This window comes from Massilia sp. CT11-137, assembly GCF_047302885.1.
In the GTDB taxonomy this organism is placed as follows: Bacteria; Pseudomonadota; Gammaproteobacteria; order Burkholderiales; family Burkholderiaceae_D; genus Telluria; species Telluria orientalis.
Genome location: NZ_JBKYMP010000002.1, coordinates 1,013,803 through 1,031,141, shown reverse-complemented (window position 1 = coordinate 1,031,141; position 17,339 = coordinate 1,013,803). Strand labels below are relative to the sequence as shown.

At 67.5% G+C, this 17,339-nt stretch carries 17 protein-coding genes; 8 read left to right on the top strand and 9 right to left on the bottom strand.

Annotated features, from left to right (window positions below; genetic code table 11):
• Positions 1-62 precede the first annotated feature (62 nt).
• Both ACEN98_RS21385 and ACEN98_RS21380 read left to right on the top strand, forming a co-directional pair.
• Positions 63-1,463 (top strand): amidase, encoded by a 1,401-nt coding sequence (locus tag ACEN98_RS21385; RefSeq protein ID WP_413386983.1) that lies wholly within the window; start codon positions 63-65, stop codon positions 1,461-1,463.
• 1 nt (position 1,464) lies between these two features.
• Positions 1,465-2,640: an MFS transporter gene (locus tag ACEN98_RS21380; protein ID WP_413386982.1), complete on the top strand. Its 1,176-nt coding sequence runs from the start codon at positions 1,465-1,467 to the stop codon at positions 2,638-2,640.
• Here the strand turns inward: ACEN98_RS21380 and ACEN98_RS21375 are convergent, their stop codons facing one another.
• Positions 2,641-3,258: a glutathione S-transferase family protein gene (locus ACEN98_RS21375; protein WP_413386981.1), complete on the bottom strand. Its 618-nt coding sequence runs from the start codon at positions 3,256-3,258 to the stop codon at positions 2,641-2,643.
• Positions 3,259-3,318: 60 nt separating this feature from the next.
• On the bottom strand, positions 3,319-4,011 hold the full coding sequence (locus ACEN98_RS21370) for a helix-turn-helix transcriptional regulator (RefSeq protein WP_413386980.1): 693 nt from the start codon (positions 4,009-4,011) through the stop codon (positions 3,319-3,321).
• Positions 4,012-4,200: 189 nt separating this feature from the next.
• Between ACEN98_RS21370 and ACEN98_RS21365 the strand changes: the two genes are divergently transcribed.
• The 4 genes from ACEN98_RS21365 to ACEN98_RS21350 are packed head-to-tail and all read left to right on the top strand — an operon-like array spanning position 4,201 to position 6,601.
• On the top strand, positions 4,201-4,455 hold the full coding sequence (locus ACEN98_RS21365; RefSeq protein WP_413341882.1) for a hypothetical protein: 255 nt from the start codon (positions 4,201-4,203) through the stop codon (positions 4,453-4,455).
• A gap of 13 nt (positions 4,456-4,468) precedes the next feature.
• Positions 4,469-5,359 carry a sensor histidine kinase gene (locus tag ACEN98_RS21360; RefSeq protein ID WP_413386979.1) on the top strand — a complete coding sequence of 297 codons (891 nt, stop codon included), beginning with the start codon at positions 4,469-4,471 and terminating at the stop codon, positions 5,357-5,359.
• A 2-nt stretch (positions 5,360-5,361) separates the two neighbouring features.
• The gene (locus ACEN98_RS21355) at positions 5,362-6,144 is read left to right on the top strand and encodes a LytR/AlgR family response regulator transcription factor (protein WP_413341878.1); all 783 of its coding nucleotides are present in this window, start codon (positions 5,362-5,364) and stop codon (positions 6,142-6,144) included.
• A gap of 22 nt (positions 6,145-6,166) precedes the next feature.
• Positions 6,167-6,601: a VOC family protein gene (locus ACEN98_RS21350; protein WP_413386978.1), complete on the top strand. Its 435-nt coding sequence runs from the start codon at positions 6,167-6,169 to the stop codon at positions 6,599-6,601.
• Between the two features lie 94 nt (positions 6,602-6,695).
• Here ACEN98_RS21350 and ACEN98_RS21345 read toward each other — a convergent pair whose 3' ends face one another.
• The 7 genes from ACEN98_RS21345 to xapA all read right to left on the bottom strand — a co-directional run bounded on the left by ACEN98_RS21345 (position 6,696) and on the right by xapA (position 15,074).
• Positions 6,696-7,448, bottom strand: coding sequence for a DUF2076 domain-containing protein (locus tag ACEN98_RS21345; protein ID WP_413386977.1), 753 nt, complete (start codon positions 7,446-7,448; stop codon positions 6,696-6,698).
• Positions 7,449-7,559: 111 nt separating this feature from the next.
• Positions 7,560-7,967: a cytidine deaminase gene (locus ACEN98_RS21340; protein WP_413386976.1), complete on the bottom strand. Its 408-nt coding sequence runs from the start codon at positions 7,965-7,967 to the stop codon at positions 7,560-7,562.
• Positions 7,968-8,091: 124 nt separating this feature from the next.
• Positions 8,092-9,414 (bottom strand): thymidine phosphorylase, encoded by a 1,323-nt coding sequence (gene deoA / locus ACEN98_RS21335; RefSeq protein ID WP_413386975.1) that lies wholly within the window; start codon positions 9,412-9,414, stop codon positions 8,092-8,094.
• A 143-nt stretch (positions 9,415-9,557) separates the two neighbouring features.
• Positions 9,558-11,948, bottom strand: coding sequence for an aldehyde dehydrogenase family protein (locus tag ACEN98_RS21330; protein ID WP_413386974.1), 2,391 nt, complete (start codon positions 11,946-11,948; stop codon positions 9,558-9,560).
• Between the two features lie 26 nt (positions 11,949-11,974).
• Complete coding sequence (gene deoC, locus ACEN98_RS21325) at positions 11,975-12,931, bottom strand: deoxyribose-phosphate aldolase (protein ID WP_413386973.1); 957 nt, start codon at positions 12,929-12,931, stop codon at positions 11,975-11,977.
• Positions 12,928-14,121: a phosphopentomutase gene (locus tag ACEN98_RS21320; RefSeq protein ID WP_413386972.1), complete on the bottom strand. Its 1,194-nt coding sequence runs from the start codon at positions 14,119-14,121 to the stop codon at positions 12,928-12,930. Before ACEN98_RS21320 ends, deoC begins: the two co-directional genes overlap by 4 nt.
• Positions 14,122-14,231: 110 nt before the next feature.
• Complete coding sequence (xapA, locus tag ACEN98_RS21315; RefSeq protein WP_413386970.1) at positions 14,232-15,074, bottom strand: xanthosine phosphorylase; 843 nt, start codon at positions 15,072-15,074, stop codon at positions 14,232-14,234.
• A 213-nt stretch (positions 15,075-15,287) separates the two neighbouring features.
• Here xapA and ACEN98_RS21310 point away from each other — a divergent pair, with 213 nt between their 5' ends.
• Both ACEN98_RS21310 and ACEN98_RS21305 read left to right on the top strand, forming a co-directional pair.
• Complete coding sequence (locus tag ACEN98_RS21310; protein WP_413386969.1) at positions 15,288-16,412, top strand: carbohydrate kinase; 1,125 nt, start codon at positions 15,288-15,290, stop codon at positions 16,410-16,412.
• Positions 16,413-16,414: 2 nt separating this feature from the next.
• Positions 16,415-17,335, top strand: coding sequence for a pseudouridine-5'-phosphate glycosidase (locus ACEN98_RS21305; RefSeq protein WP_413386968.1), 921 nt, complete (start codon positions 16,415-16,417; stop codon positions 17,333-17,335).
• Positions 17,336-17,339 lie beyond the last annotated feature (4 nt).

Genomic DNA, 17,339 nt, shown 5'->3' with positions numbered 1-17,339 from the left:
GGTTGTGCCACTGTCATGCGAAGGCTAAAGTACCTGCATTGTAAGCCGATTCTGGAAAGAGAATGACTAAACCGACAGACGTTCTGCACTATCTCGACATCGGCGCGCTTGGGCTCCTGATCCGCAACCGCAGCGTATCTTCCCGGGAGGTGACCCAAGCGCTGCTCGACCGCATCGCCGCGCTCGACGGCGACCTCCATGCGTACGCGCTGGTGCTGGCCGACGCCGCGCGCGCGCAAGCCGACGCGGCCGACAGCGAGATCGCGGCCGGCGGATGGCGCGGGCCGCTGCACGGCGTGCCGATCGCGGTGAAGGACCTGTTCGACATCGAAGGCGTGCCGACGCGCGCCGGCATGCGGCTGCGCAGCCAGCCCGTCGCCACCCGCGACGCGACGGTGGTGCGGCGCCTGCGCGACGCCGGCGCCGTCCTCGTCGGCAAGCCCGAGCTCACCGAAGGCGCGTATTCCGACCACCACCCGGCCGTCGTCCCGCCGCGCAACCCGTGGCACGCGGACTACTGGCCGGGCATCTCGTCGAGCGGTTCCGGCGTCGCCGTCGCGGCGGGCATGGCGTATGGCTCGCTCGCCTCGGACACGGGCGGGTCGATCCGCTGGCCGTCCGCGGCGAATGGCCTGACGGGACTGAAGCCGACGTGGGGCCGCGTGAGCCGCTACGGCGCGGCCGAACTGGCGGCGTCGCTGGACCATGTCGGGACCATGGCCCGCAGCGCCATCGACGCCGGCATCCTGCTGGGCGCCATCGCCGGGGCCGATCCGGACGACCCGACGGCGTCGCCGATGCCTGTCCCCGACGCCACGGCGGGCGCCGGCATCGCGGGCTGGCGCATCGGGGTGGACGCGGCGTGGAACCGCGACGGCGTGGACGCCGGCACGCGCGCGGTGCTCGCCGGCGCACTCGCGACGTTTGCCGCGCTGGGCGCGGAAATCGTCGACGTCCGCTTCCCCGACGTCGCACAGACCGTCGCCGACTGGGTGCCGCAATGTGCCGTGGAGGCGGCCGTGGCGCACCGGGACCGCTATCCGCGCATGCAGGCGGATTACGGTGCCGTCCTCGCGGCGGTGATCGAGACCGGCAAGGCATTGTCCGGCACCGATTACCAGGCCATCCTGCTGCGGCGCGCGGCCTTCCGCGGCCGTGTCGACCGGGTCCTCGCAGCCGTCGACGTCCTGCTCACGCCCGTGCAGCCGTTCGCCCCGCTCACGCTCGCGCAGATCCGGACGCTGGGCACGCAGCCGGACCTCATCGCCGGGCTGCAGCGTTACACGTGCCCCTTCAACATGTCCGGCCATCCGACGCTCACGTTGCCGGGCGGCTGCACCGACGATGGCATGCCTATCGGCCTGCAACTGGTGGCGCCCCGCTGGCGCGAGGACGCGCTCGTGCGGGCCGGCGCCGCGTTCCAGGCGCGAACGTCGTGGCACCGGCGCCATCCGGAGCGCTAGCATGGGATCGCGCATCTTCTATGGCTGGGTCGTCGTCGCGGCGGCGTTCGCGGTCTGTTTCGTCGGATTCGGCTGCGCGTACACGTTCAGTGCGTTCGTACCGGCGCTGCAGCGGGACTTCGAGGCGTCGCGCGGATCCGTGTCGCTCGTGTTTTCGCTGGCGGGCTTCCTGTATTTTGCGCTGGGTGTCGTCAGCGGCCCGCTCGCGGACCGCTGGGGCGCGCGCCGCCTGGCCATGCTCGGCATGCTGCTGGTGGGCGCGGGCCTCGCGCTGGCCGGCGTGGCGCGCAGCCTGCATGCGGTGTATGCCGCCTACGGCCTCGGCGTCGGCGTCGGTATCGGTTGTGCGTACGTGCCCGCGCTGGGCGCCGTGCAGCGCTGGTTCGTCGCGCGCCGCGGTGTTGCGTCCGGCCTCGCGGTCAGCGGCATCGGCGTCGGCACGCTGGTCATGCCGCCGCTCGCGACGGCGCTGATCGACGCCCTGGGATGGCGCAACGCCTACCTCGCGCTCGGATGCGGCGCGGCGGTCGTCGGCATCGGCATGGCCGCGCTCATTGCCGACGATCCCGCCGGCAAAGACATGGGGCCGGCCGGCGTCCACTCGGGCATGCTGCTGCGCGAGGCCGTCCGGTCGCGGCAATTCGTCTTGCTGTACGCGGCCTGCCTGGTCTGCTCGTTCGGGGTATTCGTGCCGTTCGTCCACCTGGTGCCGTATGCGCTGGACCACGGCATCGGCCAGAAGGACGCGGCTTACCTGCTGGGGACGATCGGCATCGGCAGCACGCTGGGCCGGTTTTTCCTCGGTGGACTGGCGGACAGGGTCGGGAGACTGGCCTTCCTGCTGGCGATGTTTGCCGGCATGGCTGCCGCACTCGCGGTGTGGGCCGCGTCGACGGGCTTCCTCGCGCTGGCCGGGTTCGCGCTGCTGTTCGGCCTGTTCTACGGCGGCTGGGTCGCCATCATGCCGCCCGTGGTGACGGATTTGTTCGGCAACCGCCAGGTCGGCGGCATCATCGGCGTCCTGTACACGAGCGTCGCGGTGGGTACGCTCCTCGGTCCCACCGCGGCCGGCTACCTGTTCGACGCGAGCGGCAGCTATACGGTGCCGATCGTGGCCAGCGCAGCCGTCAACGTCGCGGCGGCGGGGATAGCCGCGCTCGTGGGCAGGCCGGCCTGATCACCATTCGTGCGTCGTCCGCTGCCACGCCGGCAGCGCCTGGATGCGCTCAAACCAGGCCAGCAGGTGCGGATACGCATCCAGCGGCAGGTGTGCCCGGTCCTTGTACATGAGCGGCGCCGCGACGGCGTAGTCGGCCAGGGTCACGCCGTCGCCGGCGAGCCACTGGCGCGTGGCCAGGTGCTGGTCCAGCACGCGGGCCGCCTCGGCCAGGTCGGCTGCGCCGCGCGCGACTTCCGCCGGATCGGCGTCCTGGCCCGTGACGAATTTCTTCCAGAGGTGTTCCCACGTGAACACGCCGATGGGCGGGGCGAAATGCTGGCACGCCCAGAACATCCAGCGGCTGACGTCCGCGCGCGCCCGGCGCTCCTGAGGCCATACGGTCTGGCCGGGCGTGCCCTCGGCCAGGTATTGCATGATCGCGCACGATTCCCACAGGATGAAGTCGCCGTCGATCAGCACGGGGAGCTTGGCATTCGGATTGACCTCGCCGAGGCGGCGGCGGTCGTCCTGGCTGGCCAGGTTGATCTGGATGAGGTCGAACTCGATGCCGAGGTGGTCGGCCGCCAGCAGCACGCGGCGGGTGTTGGACGAGTAGTGGTTGTAGTAGAGCTGCATGGCCGTCTCCTGAGGGTTGGTTGATGCGGTGATGTTAAGACGGGCCACTGACAGATTCTGTCAGGAGTATTCGGGGATGTCGTACGCCTTGCGCCACTCCCGCAGCAGCTGGTGCCGCGGCGACGGATAGCGCTCCGTGATCGGTTCGGCCCGGACGATGCGGTCGACACGGAAGTGACGGATCGCATCGCGCAGTTCGCACCATGCCGCCATCACGCGCTTGCCCTCGAAGAACGCGAGCGCGAACGGCCATACGATGCGCTCAGTCGCCGTGTCGCGCTCGTCGCGGTAGGCGATGCGCAGCTTGCACTGGCGCCGGATCGCCTCGCGCGCCGGCTGGATGAACGCCTCGACCGGCGCCGCTTCCGGAAAGGCCGGCACCCACAGACTCATCTCGGCCATGTGGTCGCGCAGGTCGCGCGGCGTGGCCGTCGCAATCTTGGCCAGGGAGCGGTCGGCCGCGTCGGACAGCGCCGCGTCGCCCTGCTGGCGCACCCAGCGCGCGCCCAGCACGAGGGCTTCCAGCTCGTCGGCGTCGAACATCAGCGGCGGCAGGAAAAAGCCCGTGCGCAGCACGTAGCCGACACCGGCCGAGCCCTCGACGGGCGCGCCCAGTTGCACGAGTGTCTGGATGTCGCGGTAGATCGTGCGTTCCGACACGCCGAGGCGCTCGGCCAGGGCGCTGGCCGTTACGGGGCGGCGGTGGCCGCGCAGGGCGTCCATCAACTGGAACAGGCGTCCGGTGCGGCTCATGGCAGGCGTAAAAGTTTCATGGACGACATCATATTACGCCGGACCGACGGGGTCCAGACGCCCCCGTCCATCCGGCCGCACGACCAGTCATCCCGCATTTTCGGCAGTTCGTCGGTACCCCGTGGCCACGATGCCTGCAGGGATGTAGAGTGACTCCATCGAAACAAGTTCCAACCGCAAGGAGTCATCATGACCAGGACCTACCACCGCAGCTTCGGCGCCACGCTGGAAGACCTCGCCCGCGACATCGTCGACGCCTGCCGCCGCACCGTGCGCGCCATCGCCGTGATGCCGTGGCCCGCGATGCTGGCGTGCTGCATCGCCCTCGCCTTCGTGATCAGCATCCTGCCGCTCGCATTGTTCCTGTTCGTCCTGTTCATGGGCATCAAGGTGGTCATCGGCGCATTCGTCGTGGACCACCGCCGCACACACCGCGAGAAATAAGCAGGAGAGCATCATGCGCGCCAGCGACATCAACCGCGTACTCGACTTCGTACGCGACGCCTTCCACGAAGCCAGCAAGGTGTGGTGGCGCTTCTTCGACTGGCTCGCCGTCGTCGAATGGCGCCAGCTGTTCCTGACGTGGTTCTTCGTCGTGGTCTTCTTCCAGCTCGTGAACACGCCCGAGCCGGCTTTCTGGTACATCTTCATCTCGTTCGCCGTCAAGGTGCTGGCGGGCGGCAAGCGCAAGGCGGAGCTGATGGCGCGCGAAGCGACGGCACAGGCCAACGTCGCCACGCTGGAACGCCGCCTGATGGAGGCGCAGATGGCCGCGCTGCAGGCCCAGGTCGAACCGCACTTCCTGTTCAACACGCTGGCCCTGATCGGCCAGCTGATCGAGACGGACCCGAAGGAAGCGGCGCGCGTGCACGCCCACCTGATCGACTACCTGCGCTCGACCCTGCCGCAGATGCGCCAGCGCGGCGGCGCGACACTGGGCAAACAGGTCGAGCTGTCGCGGGCTTACCTTGCCATCATGCAGGCGCGGATGAAGGAACGGCTCAACGTGCGCTTCGACGTGCCCGACTTCCTCGGCAGCGCCCCGTTCCCGCCGATGATGCTGCAGACCCTGATCGAGAACGCCATCAAGCACGGCCTGGAGCCGAAGATCGAAGGCGGCACCGTCGCGGTGCGCGCCCACGTGGTGGGGGCTGACCTGCACGTGGAAGTGTGCGACGATGGCGTCGGCATCGACCCGCACGCGGACGACGGCGTCGGCCTCGCCAACATCCGCGAGCGCCTGCAACTGCTGTACGGCGCGGAAGCGTCGCTGGCCATCTCGACCCCGCCGGGCGGCGGCGCCTGCGCCACGATCCGGCTGCCCTACAAGATGATGGAGGATGCTTGAACATGGTTACCGCCCTGATCGCCGACGACGAAGCCCCGATGCGCGACCTGCTGCGCGCGCGCCTGCAACAGGCGTGGCCGGACCTGCAGATCGTCGCCGAGGCCGCGAACGGCGTGGAAGCCGTCGAGCTGGGAGAGCAATTCCGGCCCGACATCGCCTTTCTCGACATCCGCATGCCGGGCCTGTCCGGCATCGAGGCGGCGCGGCGGCTGTACGAGCGGTCGCACATCGTGTTCGCCACGGCCTACGACCAGTACGCGCTGGACGCCTTCGAACAGGGCGCGCTCGACTATCTGTTGAAACCCGTGTCGGCCGAACGGCTCGCGACCACGTGCGCGCGGCTGCAGGCGCGCCTGCGCAAGCGTTCGTCGGCCGAGGCCGCGCCGCCGCAGGACATCGGCCAGCAACTGGCGAAGCTGACCACCCTGCTGGAGAACAAGGGCAAACCGGACAAACCGACTTACCTGCGCTGGATCCAGGCCCAGGTCGGCGCCAGCCTGCGCATGGTGAGCACGCGCGAGATCCTGTTCTTCCAGTCGGACGAAAAATACACGCGGGTGCAGACGGCGGCAGCCGAATTCCTGATCCGCAAGACGCTGAAGGAATTGCTGGACGAACTCGACCCGGACGAATTCTGGCGCATCCACCGCTCGACGCTCGTGCGCGTGGACGCCATCGCCGAAGTGAAACGCGACCTGCGCGGACGCCAGATGCTGAAGGTGCGCGGCTATCCGGGCGAGCTGGAAGTGAGCCGCAACCACGGCAACCTGTTCCAGCAGATGTGAATCCATCCCATAGGAGACCGCCATGCCCTCGATCGCCATCCCCTGCCTGCGCTACCGCGACACCCCGGCCGCCATCGACTGGCTGTGCGAAGTCTTCGGCTTCGCCTGCCAGGTCGCCGTACCCGGCATCGACGGCGCCATCGCCCACGCACAACTGACGCTCGGCGACGGCATGATCATGCTGGGCTCGGTCAGCGACGAGGGAGAATATGGCAAGGTGCTCGTGCAGCCGGACGAGATCAGGGGCCGCCAGACCCAGACCGTCTACCTGCAGGTGAACGACGCCGACCGCGTGTGCGAGCGCGCGCGCCATGCCGGCGCCATCATCCTGCAGGAACCGAGCGACACGGAATTCGGCAGCCGCGGCTTCATGTGCCGCGACCTCGAGGGGCATGTGTGGAACGTGGGGACGTATGATCCGTGGAAGCCGGAAGACCTGTTCCTGACGAACTCATGATCAGGTGTAGGGTGGGCGGCCCCCGCCCACGCGCGATGCTTGCACATTGCCGGCGTTACGCGTGGGCACAGGTGCCCCCCTACGAATGCGCAACTCAACTGAACAAGCCTTCGTCCGACCCATCCCCGTCGAAAAAGCCCTGCCCGCCGTCGATACTGCCGTTGTCGACGCTGCTGTCGAACAACCCTTCCGACGAGCCATTGTCCAGCACACGGTCCACGTCGCCCAGCCCCGCCTGGTCCGCCAGCGCGCTGCCGGACTGGTCGTTGAACAGGTTGTTGCTCGGATCGTCGCTGTTCAGCAAGCGGTTGCCGCCGTGGTCGTGGTGGCCGAACATGTTTTCCAGGCCCTGGAAGAGGAAGCCGCCGGCCGCGACACCGGCCGCCGTCGCGGCGATCGAACCCAGCGTACCGCCGAAGCCGCCACGCAGGAAGCCGGACGACGGCGCCGACTGGTATTGCGGCTGATTCTGCGGCTGATTCTGCGGCTGATACTGCGGCTGATATTGCGGTTGGGATTGATAAGGCTGTTGGGTATCGCGTTGGTAGGACTGGGCCGGCTGCGACCTGCCGCTATTGCCCCAGGAATTTGCGTCGAGGAATTTACCGCCGTCACCACCTTGCTGACCGGAACGCACCTGGCTTTCCAGCCCGGCGATGCGGTCCTTGGCATTGTTCAGCGCCTGTTCGAGCAGCAACGCCCTCTGCACCAGCAGGTAGGCGGCGTCGGGCTGCTGGGCCACGGCGCGCTGGATCAGGGCCTCCGCTTCCGGGTCTTTCTGGATGCCGCGGGCCTGGATCAACTGGCTCAGGAAATCGTGCAACATCTGCGAATCTTGCGGGCTCATGACATCTGCTCCTTTGAATGGTCGGATAGCCCACATGTTGTGGGCCTGTCCTTGAATTCAAGTTTGACAGCATCCGGGCAAGATTGCCTTAAACGGCGCTGAACCGTGCGCTCAAGGCTTCTGGAGATCCCGCCCGCCGAACGCGTTCGGCAACTGCGCGGCCGCGGTCGTCTCCATCACGTCGCCCTTCAGGTTCGCCAGCACGACGGACAAGTCGTTGCCGCCCAGTTCCAGGATCACCTGGCGGCAGGCGCCGCACGGGGCGATGGGGCCATCCGTGTCGCCGATGACGGCCAGCGCCGTGAAGTCGCCCGGCACGTAGCCGTGGGCGATGGCGGAAAAGAATGCCGTGCGCTCGGCGCAGTTGCACAGGCCGTAGGACGCGTTCTCGACGTTACAGCCGCGGAACACGCGGCCGTCCTTCGTCTCGAGCGCGGCGCCCACCTTGAAGCGCGAATAAGGCACGTATGCCAGTTCGCGCGCGGCGCGGGCTTCAGCTATCAGTTTTTTGTATTTCATGGGGGCTCCCGAACGTCGTCCCCGGACTAGCCGTCCGCCTTGGCGGGGACCCAAGGTTGCTTGCGCAGTCGAGACGCCGACGAATTGGGCTCCCGCCTGCGCGGGAGCGACGGTTGATGTCGTCTTATGGGCGAATCGTTTTGTAGATCATCGGCTGCGCGGCAGGCCGTTCGGCCGCGATGCGGTACGCCGCCTGCACTTCGCGCACGGCGCGTTCCGCAGCATCCCGCGTGCGTGCGTGGACGAGCGCCAGCGGCTGGCCGACCTCCAGTTGCGTGCCCAGCTCGACGAGGTCGGTGAGGCCGACGGCGAAGTCGATCGGATCCTGTGGGCGGATACGCCCGCCGCCCAGGCCGACGACGGCCAGGCCCAGGCCGCGGCAATCCGTCGCGTACGCATAACCCGATTCGAGCGCCGGCACCGGCACGACGATCGGCGCCTTTGCGAGGTGCGCGTCCGGATCGTCCATCAGGTCGGCCGGACCGCCCAGCGCCTTGACCATGCGCGCGAAACGCTCGGCCGCTTCGCCCGAATCCAGCGCGTGCTGCAGTTTGGCGCGCGCTGCCTCGTCGGTCGCGGCGAGGCCGGAGATGACGAGCATCTCGGCGCACAATGCCATCGTCACCTCGTGCAGGCGTGCCGGGCGCGACTTGCCGGCGAGGTAGTCGATCGCGACGCGCACCTCGACGGCATTGCCGGCCGCCGGGCACAGCGACTCGTTCATGCCGGTCAGGATCGCCGACGTGCGCGTGCCGGCGCCGTTGCCGACGTGGACGATGGACTCCGCCAGCTCGACGGATTTTTCATATGTCGGCATGAACGCGCCGCTGCCGGCCTTGACGTCCATGACGAGGGCATCGAGGCCCGCCGCCAGCTTCTTCGACAGGATCGAGCCCGTGATCATGGCGACGGATTCCACGGTCGCCGTCGTGTCGCGGATGCTGTAGAAACGCTTGTCGGCCGGCGCCAGCTGCGCGGTCTGGCCGATGATGGCGACGCCGACTTCCTTGACGATCTTGCGGAACAGTTCCGGATCCGGCACGGTGCAATAGCCGGGAATCGAATCGAATTTATCCAGCGTACCGCCCGTGTGACCGAGGCCGCGGCCGGAAATCATCGGGACATAGCCGCCGCATGCGGCGATCATCGGACCGAGCATCAGCGACACGACATCGCCCACGCCACCCGTGGAGTGCTTGTCGACGACGGGACCGGGCAGGTCCAGCGACTTCCACTCCATGACCTGGCCGGAATCGCGCATCGCGAGCGTGAATGCGACGCGCTCGTCCATCGTCATGTCGTTGAAGTAGACGGCCATCGCGAGCGCGGCGATCTGGCCTTCGGTGACGCTGCCGTCGGGGATGCCGCGCACGAAGAAGCGGATCTCTTCCGGGCTCAAGGTGCCGCCGTCGCGTTTTTTGCGGACGATTTCTTGGGGGAGGAACATAACGTTCTCGCTTTAAACAATCGGTTCGTAAAACCGTAGGGTGGACACCCCGCGGCCACGCGTGACGCCAGCACGGAGTCGGCTTACGCGTGGGCTCGGGGAGCCCACCCTACGTTGGCGTATTCAAGCCGCCCATCAGAAAATCAGACGCCGTATGGAATCCACACATTTTTCACCTGGCTTGCGTGCTGCAAGACGGTACGCCCGCCCGCCTGCTTCGCATCGAACCAGTCGCGCCCTTTCGCGCCGCCGGTCCACGTGCGCTTCAGCGATTCCGCCGACAGCTTCTCGACTTCCGCACAGCCTTCCGCCGACCCGTCGTGGCGCCACACGGCATCCACGTCGAAGTGCGATGCCAGCGTGCGTGCCAGTTCGTCGTGGCTGCCCGTGACGATGTTCAGCGCGCCGCCCGGGAGGTCGGACGTGTCGAGCACCTGGTACAGGTCCAGCGCGGACAGCGGATGCGCTTCCGACGGCACCGCCACGACGCGGTTGCCCAGCGCCAGCGCCGGCGCGACGAGCGAGATGAAGCCCAGCAGCGGGTTCTCGTTCGGGCACACGATGCCGATCACGCCCACCGGTTCGTTCAGCGCGACGGTGATGCCGTGCATCGGCGGCTGGTGCGCCAGGCCGTCGTATTTGTCGGCCCATGCGGCCCAGTAGAACAGGCGCTCGATCGATGCCTGCACTTCGCGTGCCGCATCCTGGGCGCCCGTCTGCGCAACGATGCGCGCGGCGAATTCGTCGGCGCGGATCGCCAGGTTTTCCGCGATGTAGTACAGCACCTGCGCGCGGTTGTGCGCGGTCGCTTTCGCCCAGCCGGACGCCTTGTGCGCCGCCTCGACGGCGTTGCGGATGTCCTTGCGGTTGCCCTCGCCCACGTCGGCCAGGAACTCGCCGCCGGCGCCATGGATCGCGCGGCTGTACGCGCCGTCCGGGCGCGCCTGCTTGCCGCCGATGTACAGCTTCGCGGTGCGGTCGACGGCAAACGGGCTGTCGCCGCCCGCCAGCTTCACTTTGCCTTTGTGCTCCAACTGAGCTGCGACGACAGGTGCGGCCGGACGCGCATCTTCCGCGAGCGGCACCAGGTACTCGACCATGCCCTCTTTGCCGCCCTCGCGGCCGAAGCCCGATTCCTTGTAGCCGCCGAAACCGCAGGCGGCGTCGAACTGGTTCGCCGTGTTGATCCACACGACGCCGGCCTTGATCTGCGGGGCGACGTCCAGCGCGAGGCTGATCGATTCGCTCCACACGCAGGCCGCGAGGCCGTACACGGTGTTGTTCGCGAGTTGCACGGCTTCGCCCGGCGTGCGGAAGCTCGAGGCGACGAGCACGGGGCCGAAGATTTCCGTCTGCGCCACGGAGGCCGACGTCGACGCGCCCGTGATCAACGTGGGCAGGTACCACGAGCCGGCGACCGGCGTTTCACCGGCCGGCTGCCAGATCTCGCAACCTTCGGCGCGCGCCGCTTCCACGAGACCGTGGATGCGCTGCTGCTGCACCGGATCGACGAGCGAGCCGATGTCGTTCGATTTGTCGAGCGGCGAGCCGACGCGCAGGTTCTGCATGCGCGCCTTGACCTTCTCGATGAAGCGCGGGTAGACGCTTTCCTGCACGAGCAGGCGCGAACCGGCGCAGCAGACCTGGCCCTGGTTGAACCAGATCGAGTCGACGAGGCCTTCGACGGCGGCATCCAGGTCGGCGTCGTCGAACACGATGAACGGCGACTTGCCGCCCAGTTCCAGCGACAGTTTTTTACCCGTGCCGGCCGTGGCCTTGCGGATGATGCGGCCCACTTCCGTCGAGCCGGTGAACGCGAGCTTGTCGATACCCGGGTGATTGACGATCGCCTCGCCCACGCGGCCATCGCCCGTGACGATGTTGACGACGCCCGCCGGCACGCCCGCCTGCTGGCAGATCTCGGCGAACAGCAAGGCGGTCAGCGACGTGTACTCGGCCGGCTTGAACACGATGGTGTTACCCGCGGCCAGCGCGGGCGCGACCTTCCAGGCCAGCATCAGCAGCGGGAAGTTCCACGGCACGATCTGGCCGACGACGCCGACGGCGCGGTAGTCCGCGAATTCTTCCGACTGCAGCTGGGCCCAGCCGGCGTGGTGATAGAAATGACGGGCGGCCAGCGGCAGGTCGGCGTCGCGCGTTTCGCGGATCGTCTTGCCGTTGTCCAGCGTTTCGAGCACGGCGAACAGGCGGGAATGCTTCTGCAGCAGGCGCGCCAGCGAATACAGGACTTTCGCGCGGCCGTGGCCACCGAGGGCGACCCAGCCCGGCTGCGCGCGGCGCGCGGCGTCCACGGCGCGGTCGACGTCGGCCTGCGTGGCCTGCGTCACCTGCGCCAGCTCGCTGCCGTCGGCCGGATTGAACGAGCCGAAGGTGTCGGCGCCATCGGTCCAGGCACCGTCGACGAACAGGCCGAAACGGCGGCCATAGGCTTCCAGCCACGCTTGCGCTTCCTTGGTGCTCTCGGGGGCCGGGCCGTAATCCATAGTTTGCAGAATTTCTTTAATAGTGGGCATGACAGGTCCGTGGGTGATCAACTGAGTCAAGGTTGCGCGTGACGGTGTGCCGCGGAATAGCTGCCGGTGACGTAGTGCTCGAGCTGGCGCTCGATGTCGGTCAGGAGGCTGGAGGCACCGATGCGGAACAGATGCGGTTGCAGCCATTCGTTGCCCAGCTCTTCCTTCATCACGGTCAGATATTGCAATGCGGCCTTGGCGGAGGACACACCCCCGGCCGGCTTGTAGCCGACCTTGTAGCCGGTGCGTTCATAGTACTCGCGGATCGCTCGTACCATCACCAGCGACACGGGAATGGTCGCGTTCACACCTTCCTTGCCGGTCGATGTCTTGATGAAATCGGCGCCTGCCATCATGCAGACCCACGATGCTTTTGCTACGTTTTCCAGAGTGACGAGATCGCCCGTCGCGAGGATCGCCTTCACGTGCGCGTCGCCGCACGCCTGGCGGTACGCGACCATCTCGTCGTACAGCGCCTGCCAGTTGCCCGTCAGGACGTGCTGGCGCGTGATCACGATGTCGATCTCGGTGGCGCCCGCGGCCACGGACAGCTCGATCTCGCGGATTTTCGTTTCGAGGCTCGACAGGCCGGCCGGGAACGCGGTCGACACGGCCGCGATCGGGAGGCGGCCCTGCAGCACCTGCGCGGCCGGCTGAATCATCTCGTGGTAGACGCATACGGCGCCCGTCGTCAGGGAGTCAAGGCCCAGTGCCTGCATCAGGTCCGCGCGCAGCGGACGCATCGCCTTGCGGCACAGGCGCTCGACGCGGCCCGGGGTGTCGTCGCCGGACAAGGTCGTCAGGTCGATGCACTCGATGGCGCGGATCAGCCACGCGGCCTGGTATTCCTTCTTGACCGTGCGGCGATTCGCGAGGCTGGCGGCGCGGCGGTCGGCGGCGTTGCGGTTGACCTTCAGGTGGTTGATCCAGCCCAGGTCGAGGTCGATTGCCGTGTTACGTTGAAATTCCAGGTTGGGGCTCATAGCAAAGCGGTTCCGTTGGCAAGGGGTTTGACGCCGAGGTGGTGCGCCAGGGTGGCGCCGATGTCGGCGAACGTGTCGGACACGGGCAGCTCGCGCGCCGGCGCGGCCGGGCCGAAGAACAGCATCGGGATGTGTTCGCGCGTGTGGTCGGAACCGGGCCACGTCGGATCGCAGCCGTGGTCCGCCGTGATGACGACGAGGTCGCCCTCTTTCAGCTTCGCGATGAAGTCCGGCAGGCGGGCATCCAGTTCGTGCAGCGCGTTGGCGTAGCCGGCGACATCGCGGCGGTGGCCGAAGTGCATGTCGAAGTCGACGAAGTTCACGAACGTGAGCGACTTGCCCGGCGCGGTGTCCGCCACGTCCAGCAGGCGGTCGAACAGCGCCATGTTGTCGGCGCCCTTGATGAGTTGCGTGACGCCCTGGCCGGCGAAGATATCGCTGATCTTGCCGAGCGCGATGACCTCCCCGCCGGCATCCTTCACGTGGTCGAGCAAGGTCGGCGCGACGGGCGGCACGGCGTAGTCGTGGCGGTTGCTCGTGCGCTTGTAGTTGCCGTTGCTGCCGGTGAACGGGCGCGCAATCACGCGGCCGATGTTGTACGGCTTGACCAGCTCATAGGCCGCTTCGCACACCTGGTACAGGCGCTCGAGGCCGAAGTGCTCTTCGTGCGCGGCGATCTGCATCACGGAGTCGGCCGACGTGTAGATGATCGGTTTGCCGGTGGCGACGTGTTCGTCGCCCAGTTCCGTGATGATGGTCGTGCCGGACGCGTGGCAGTTGCCCAGCCAGCCCGGCACGTTCGTGATCCCGGCCAGCTTGTCCGTCAACGCTTGCGGGAACGTGGGCACGGTCTTCGGGAAGTAGCCCCAGTCGAACAGCACGGGCACGCCGACGATTTCCCAGTGGCCGCTCTGCGTGTCCTTGCCGGTCGAGCGTTCGCGCGCGACGCCCCAGGCGCCGGTGAAACCATCGCGTTTCTGGAAGCCCGCGGGCCACTCGCCGCTCGCCTTGTGCGCGGCGGCGCCGAGGCCGATGGTTTCCAGCGTGGGCAGCGACATCGGCTTGCCCACATCGGCGGCCCACTTGGCGATATGGCCGAGGGTGTTGGCGCCCGCGTCGCCGTATTTGTCGGCGTCGGGCAAGGCGCCCAGGCCGAAGGAGTCCAGCAGGAGGATGAATGCGCGTGACATAAGTTATCCCTGTTCCCGTCGCCCCTGCGAAGGCAGGGGCCCAATTTTGTACGCGTTATCGAAACGCACGCAGAACTTGGGTCCCCGCCTTCGCGGGGACGACGCATCAATTAAGCGGTTTTACCCAGTCGTTCAATAAACCCGTGGATCAGCGCGACCATATCCTTGGCCGCAATCGCAGCATACTTCAGCGTCTGCTCGTGCGACAGCGGGAACGGAGTCAGGCCTTCGGCCAGGTTCGTGATGGCGGACATGCCCGCGACCTTCAGGCCGCAATGACGGGCCGAGATCACTTCCGGCACGACCGACATGCCGACGACGTCCGCACCCAGCGCCTTGAACGCGCGGATCTCGGCGGCCGTCTCGAAGTTCGGGCCCGGGCAGGCGAGGTACACGCCTTCGTTCACGGTGATGTTCTTCTCGGCCGCCGTGGCCTTGATCAGGTCGCGCATGTCGGCATCGTACGCATTGGCCATGCTGAAGAAGCGCGGGCCGAAGCGGTCGTCGTTCGGGCCGGCCATCGGGCTGCCCGGCAGCAGGTTGATGTGGTCCGTCAGCACGACGACGCTGCCCGCATCCACTTCCGGACGCAGCGAGCCGGCGGCGTTCGTCACGAACAGCAGCTCGCAGCCGATCAGTTTGAAGGTGCGCACGGCCGACGTCATCACGGCCGGGCCGTAACCTTCATAGAAGTGGCCGCGGCCCTTCATGCACACGACCGGCACACCGGCGAGCGTACCCAGGACCAGTTCCCCCGCGTGGCCGTGCACGGTGCTGATCGGGAAGCCCGGCAGGTCGGCGTAGCCGATCGATACCGCATCCTCCATCTGCTCGGCCAGCACGCCGAGGCCGGAACCGAGGATCAGGGCCACGCGCGGCGTGAAGCCCGGCTTGCGGGCGCGGATGACGTCGGCGGCTTCGAAAGGAGTATTGCTGAAGGAGTGAGTAGTCATTGTCGCGGTCCGGTCGAGAATCGGGCAGAGGGATGCACCAAAATATGCCAACTATGCATGAACCGCGATTGTGTTGGCAAATACCATTTTTCTGGCAGATTTATATATTGCAGGAATAAATTCGCGCTAGACTCCGATCATGCATACGCCCGCGTTGACCTTGGTCAAACATATGTTTAAGATGAAAAACAAAAGTTTAACCCAACCGTCATCGTGACAGAACCGTCGAAGAAACAACATCTCTACGAGGCCATCCGCGCGAATCCTTTCATTTCGCAGCAGGAGCTCGCCAACCAGCTCGGACTGTCGCGCTCCGCGGTCGCCGGCTATATCGCGGGTTTGATCCGCGAGCGCAAGCTGCTCGGGCGCGCCTACGTGCTGCCGGACCGCCGTCCCGTCGTGTGCGTGGGCGCGGCGAACCTCGACCGCAAGCTCCGCTCGACGGATACGATCGCCCTGCGCACGTCGAACCCGGCCAGCCAGAGCGAATCGTTCGGCGGCGTGGCGCGCAACATCGCCGAGAATCTCGCCCGGCTGGGCACGACGGTCGCGCTGCTGACCGCGATCGGCGCGGATTCCTCCGGCGCCGCCCTGCTCGACCATGCCGAGAGCCTCGGCATCGACGTGCGCGGCGCGCTGCGCCTCGACGGCTGCTGCAGCGGCACGTACACGGCCGTGCTGGACCGCGATGGCGAGATGGTCGTCGCGCTGGCCGACATGGCGCTGTATGACCGCATGGAGCCGGCGTTCGTCGACGCGCGCCAGGCGCAGCTCGCGGGCGCCGCGCTCGTCGTCGCGGACCTGAACCTGCCGCGCGACACCGTCGCCGCCCTCGCCCACCAGGCGCGCCGCAACGCGACGCCGCTCGTGCTCGTCGCGGTATCCGAACCGAAGATGGCGCGCCTGCCCGACGATTTATCCGGCGTGCGCCTCTTAATTCTCAACGCCGGCGAGCTGGCGGCGCGCGTCCAGCGCCCGCTGCCGGACGACGCTGCGTTCGCGGCGGCCATCCGCGCAGTGCAGGCCCAGGGTGCGCAAGACCTGATCGTCACGCGCGGCGCGCGCGGCGTCCTCGTCACCGCGGGCGACGGCATCGTCGACCTGGCCGCGCCGCCGGTCGACGTCGTCGACGTGACGGGCGCCGGCGATGCGTTCGCCGCCGCCATTTGCTGGTCGCTCGTGCAGGACAGGGGTGACAACGGCGCCGACGACCTCGTACTGGCGTGCCGCCGCGGCCTGCATTTGTCGGCCCTCACCCTGGGCGTGCCCGAGACCGTCCATCCTGGCCTGGGACCGGACAGCCTCGCCACCGAATCCCTTCCGCTTTCACAGGACTGAACATGCAAGCCTTCCTCCAGTTTTCCCCCGAAGTGCAAGCCGCGCGCGCGGCGGGCAAACCCGTCGTCGCGCTCGAGTCGACGATCATCTCGCACGGCATGCCGTACCCGCAGAACATACAGACGGCACGCGAGGTCGAGCAGGTGATCCGCGACGCCGGCGCGGTACCGGCCACCATCGCCCTCATCGACGGCCGCATCTGCGTGGGCCTGGCCGACGACCAGCTCGAACAACTGGGCAACGCGCAGGATGCGCTGAAAGTGAGCCGGCGCGACCTCGCGTACGTGCTGGCCGAGAAGAAGCTGGGCGCGACGACGGTCGCCGCGACGATGATCTGCGCGGCGCTGGCCGGCATCGAAGTCTTCGTCACGGGCGGCATCGGCGGCGTGCACCGCGGCGCGGAGACGAGCTTCGACATCTCCGCCGACCTGCAGGAACTGGCGCGCACGAACGTCGCCGTCGTGTGCGCGGGGGTGAAGTCGATCCTCGACATCGGCCTCACGCTGGAATACCTGGAGACGCACGGCGTGCCGGTGGTGAGCGTCGGCCAGCCCGGCTTCCCCGCCTTCTTCACGCGCGAATCGGGCTTCCATGCCGACTTCCAGCTCGACACGCCGGAACAGCAGGCCCGCTTCATCCGCACCAAGTGGCAGCTGGGCCTGACGGGCGGCGTCGTCGTCAGCAATCCGGTCCCAACGGAATCGGCGATGAAGAACGACGAGATCGGCGGGATCATCGCGCAGGCCCTTCGGGAGGCTGGCACGCAAGGCGTGAAAGGCAAGGCCGTGACGCCGTTCCTGCTGGCCCGCATCAAGGACCTGACGGGCGGCAGGAGTCTCGCCACGAACATCGCGCTCGTGAAGCACAATGCCCTCGTCGGCGCCCGCCTCGCGGTGGCGCTGCACGCGGCCGCCCACGTTTGAGACC

Excerpts from the sequence above, each read along its gene's own strand:
- ACEN98_RS21385 (WP_413386983.1), top strand. The coding sequence starts at position 63 with ATGACTAAACCGACAGACGTTCTGCACTATCTCGACATCGGCGCGCTT.
- ACEN98_RS21380 (WP_413386982.1), top strand. The coding sequence starts at position 1,465 with ATGGGATCGCGCATCTTCTATGGCTGGGTCGTCGTCGCGGCGGCGTTC.
- ACEN98_RS21375 (WP_413386981.1), bottom strand. The coding sequence starts at position 3,258 with ATGCAGCTCTACTACAACCACTACTCGTCCAACACCCGCCGCGTGCTG.
- ACEN98_RS21370 (WP_413386980.1), bottom strand. The coding sequence starts at position 4,011 with ATGAGCCGCACCGGACGCCTGTTCCAGTTGATGGACGCCCTGCGCGGC.
- ACEN98_RS21365 (WP_413341882.1), top strand. The coding sequence starts at position 4,201 with ATGACCAGGACCTACCACCGCAGCTTCGGCGCCACGCTGGAAGACCTC.
- ACEN98_RS21360 (WP_413386979.1), top strand. The coding sequence starts at position 4,469 with ATGCGCGCCAGCGACATCAACCGCGTACTCGACTTCGTACGCGACGCC.
- ACEN98_RS21355 (WP_413341878.1), top strand. The coding sequence starts at position 5,362 with ATGGTTACCGCCCTGATCGCCGACGACGAAGCCCCGATGCGCGACCTG.
- ACEN98_RS21350 (WP_413386978.1), top strand. The coding sequence starts at position 6,167 with ATGCCCTCGATCGCCATCCCCTGCCTGCGCTACCGCGACACCCCGGCC.
- ACEN98_RS21345 (WP_413386977.1), bottom strand. The coding sequence starts at position 7,448 with ATGAGCCCGCAAGATTCGCAGATGTTGCACGATTTCCTGAGCCAGTTG.
- ACEN98_RS21340 (WP_413386976.1), bottom strand. The coding sequence starts at position 7,967 with ATGAAATACAAAAAACTGATAGCTGAAGCCCGCGCCGCGCGCGAACTG.
- deoA (WP_413386975.1), bottom strand. The coding sequence starts at position 9,414 with ATGTTCCTCCCCCAAGAAATCGTCCGCAAAAAACGCGACGGCGGCACC.
- ACEN98_RS21330 (WP_413386974.1), bottom strand. The coding sequence starts at position 11,948 with ATGCCCACTATTAAAGAAATTCTGCAAACTATGGATTACGGCCCGGCC.
- deoC (WP_413386973.1), bottom strand. The coding sequence starts at position 12,931 with ATGAGCCCCAACCTGGAATTTCAACGTAACACGGCAATCGACCTCGAC.
- ACEN98_RS21320 (WP_413386972.1), bottom strand. The coding sequence starts at position 14,121 with ATGTCACGCGCATTCATCCTCCTGCTGGACTCCTTCGGCCTGGGCGCC.
- xapA (WP_413386970.1), bottom strand. The coding sequence starts at position 15,074 with ATGACTACTCACTCCTTCAGCAATACTCCTTTCGAAGCCGCCGACGTC.
- ACEN98_RS21305 (WP_413386968.1), top strand. The coding sequence starts at position 16,415 with ATGCAAGCCTTCCTCCAGTTTTCCCCCGAAGTGCAAGCCGCGCGCGCG.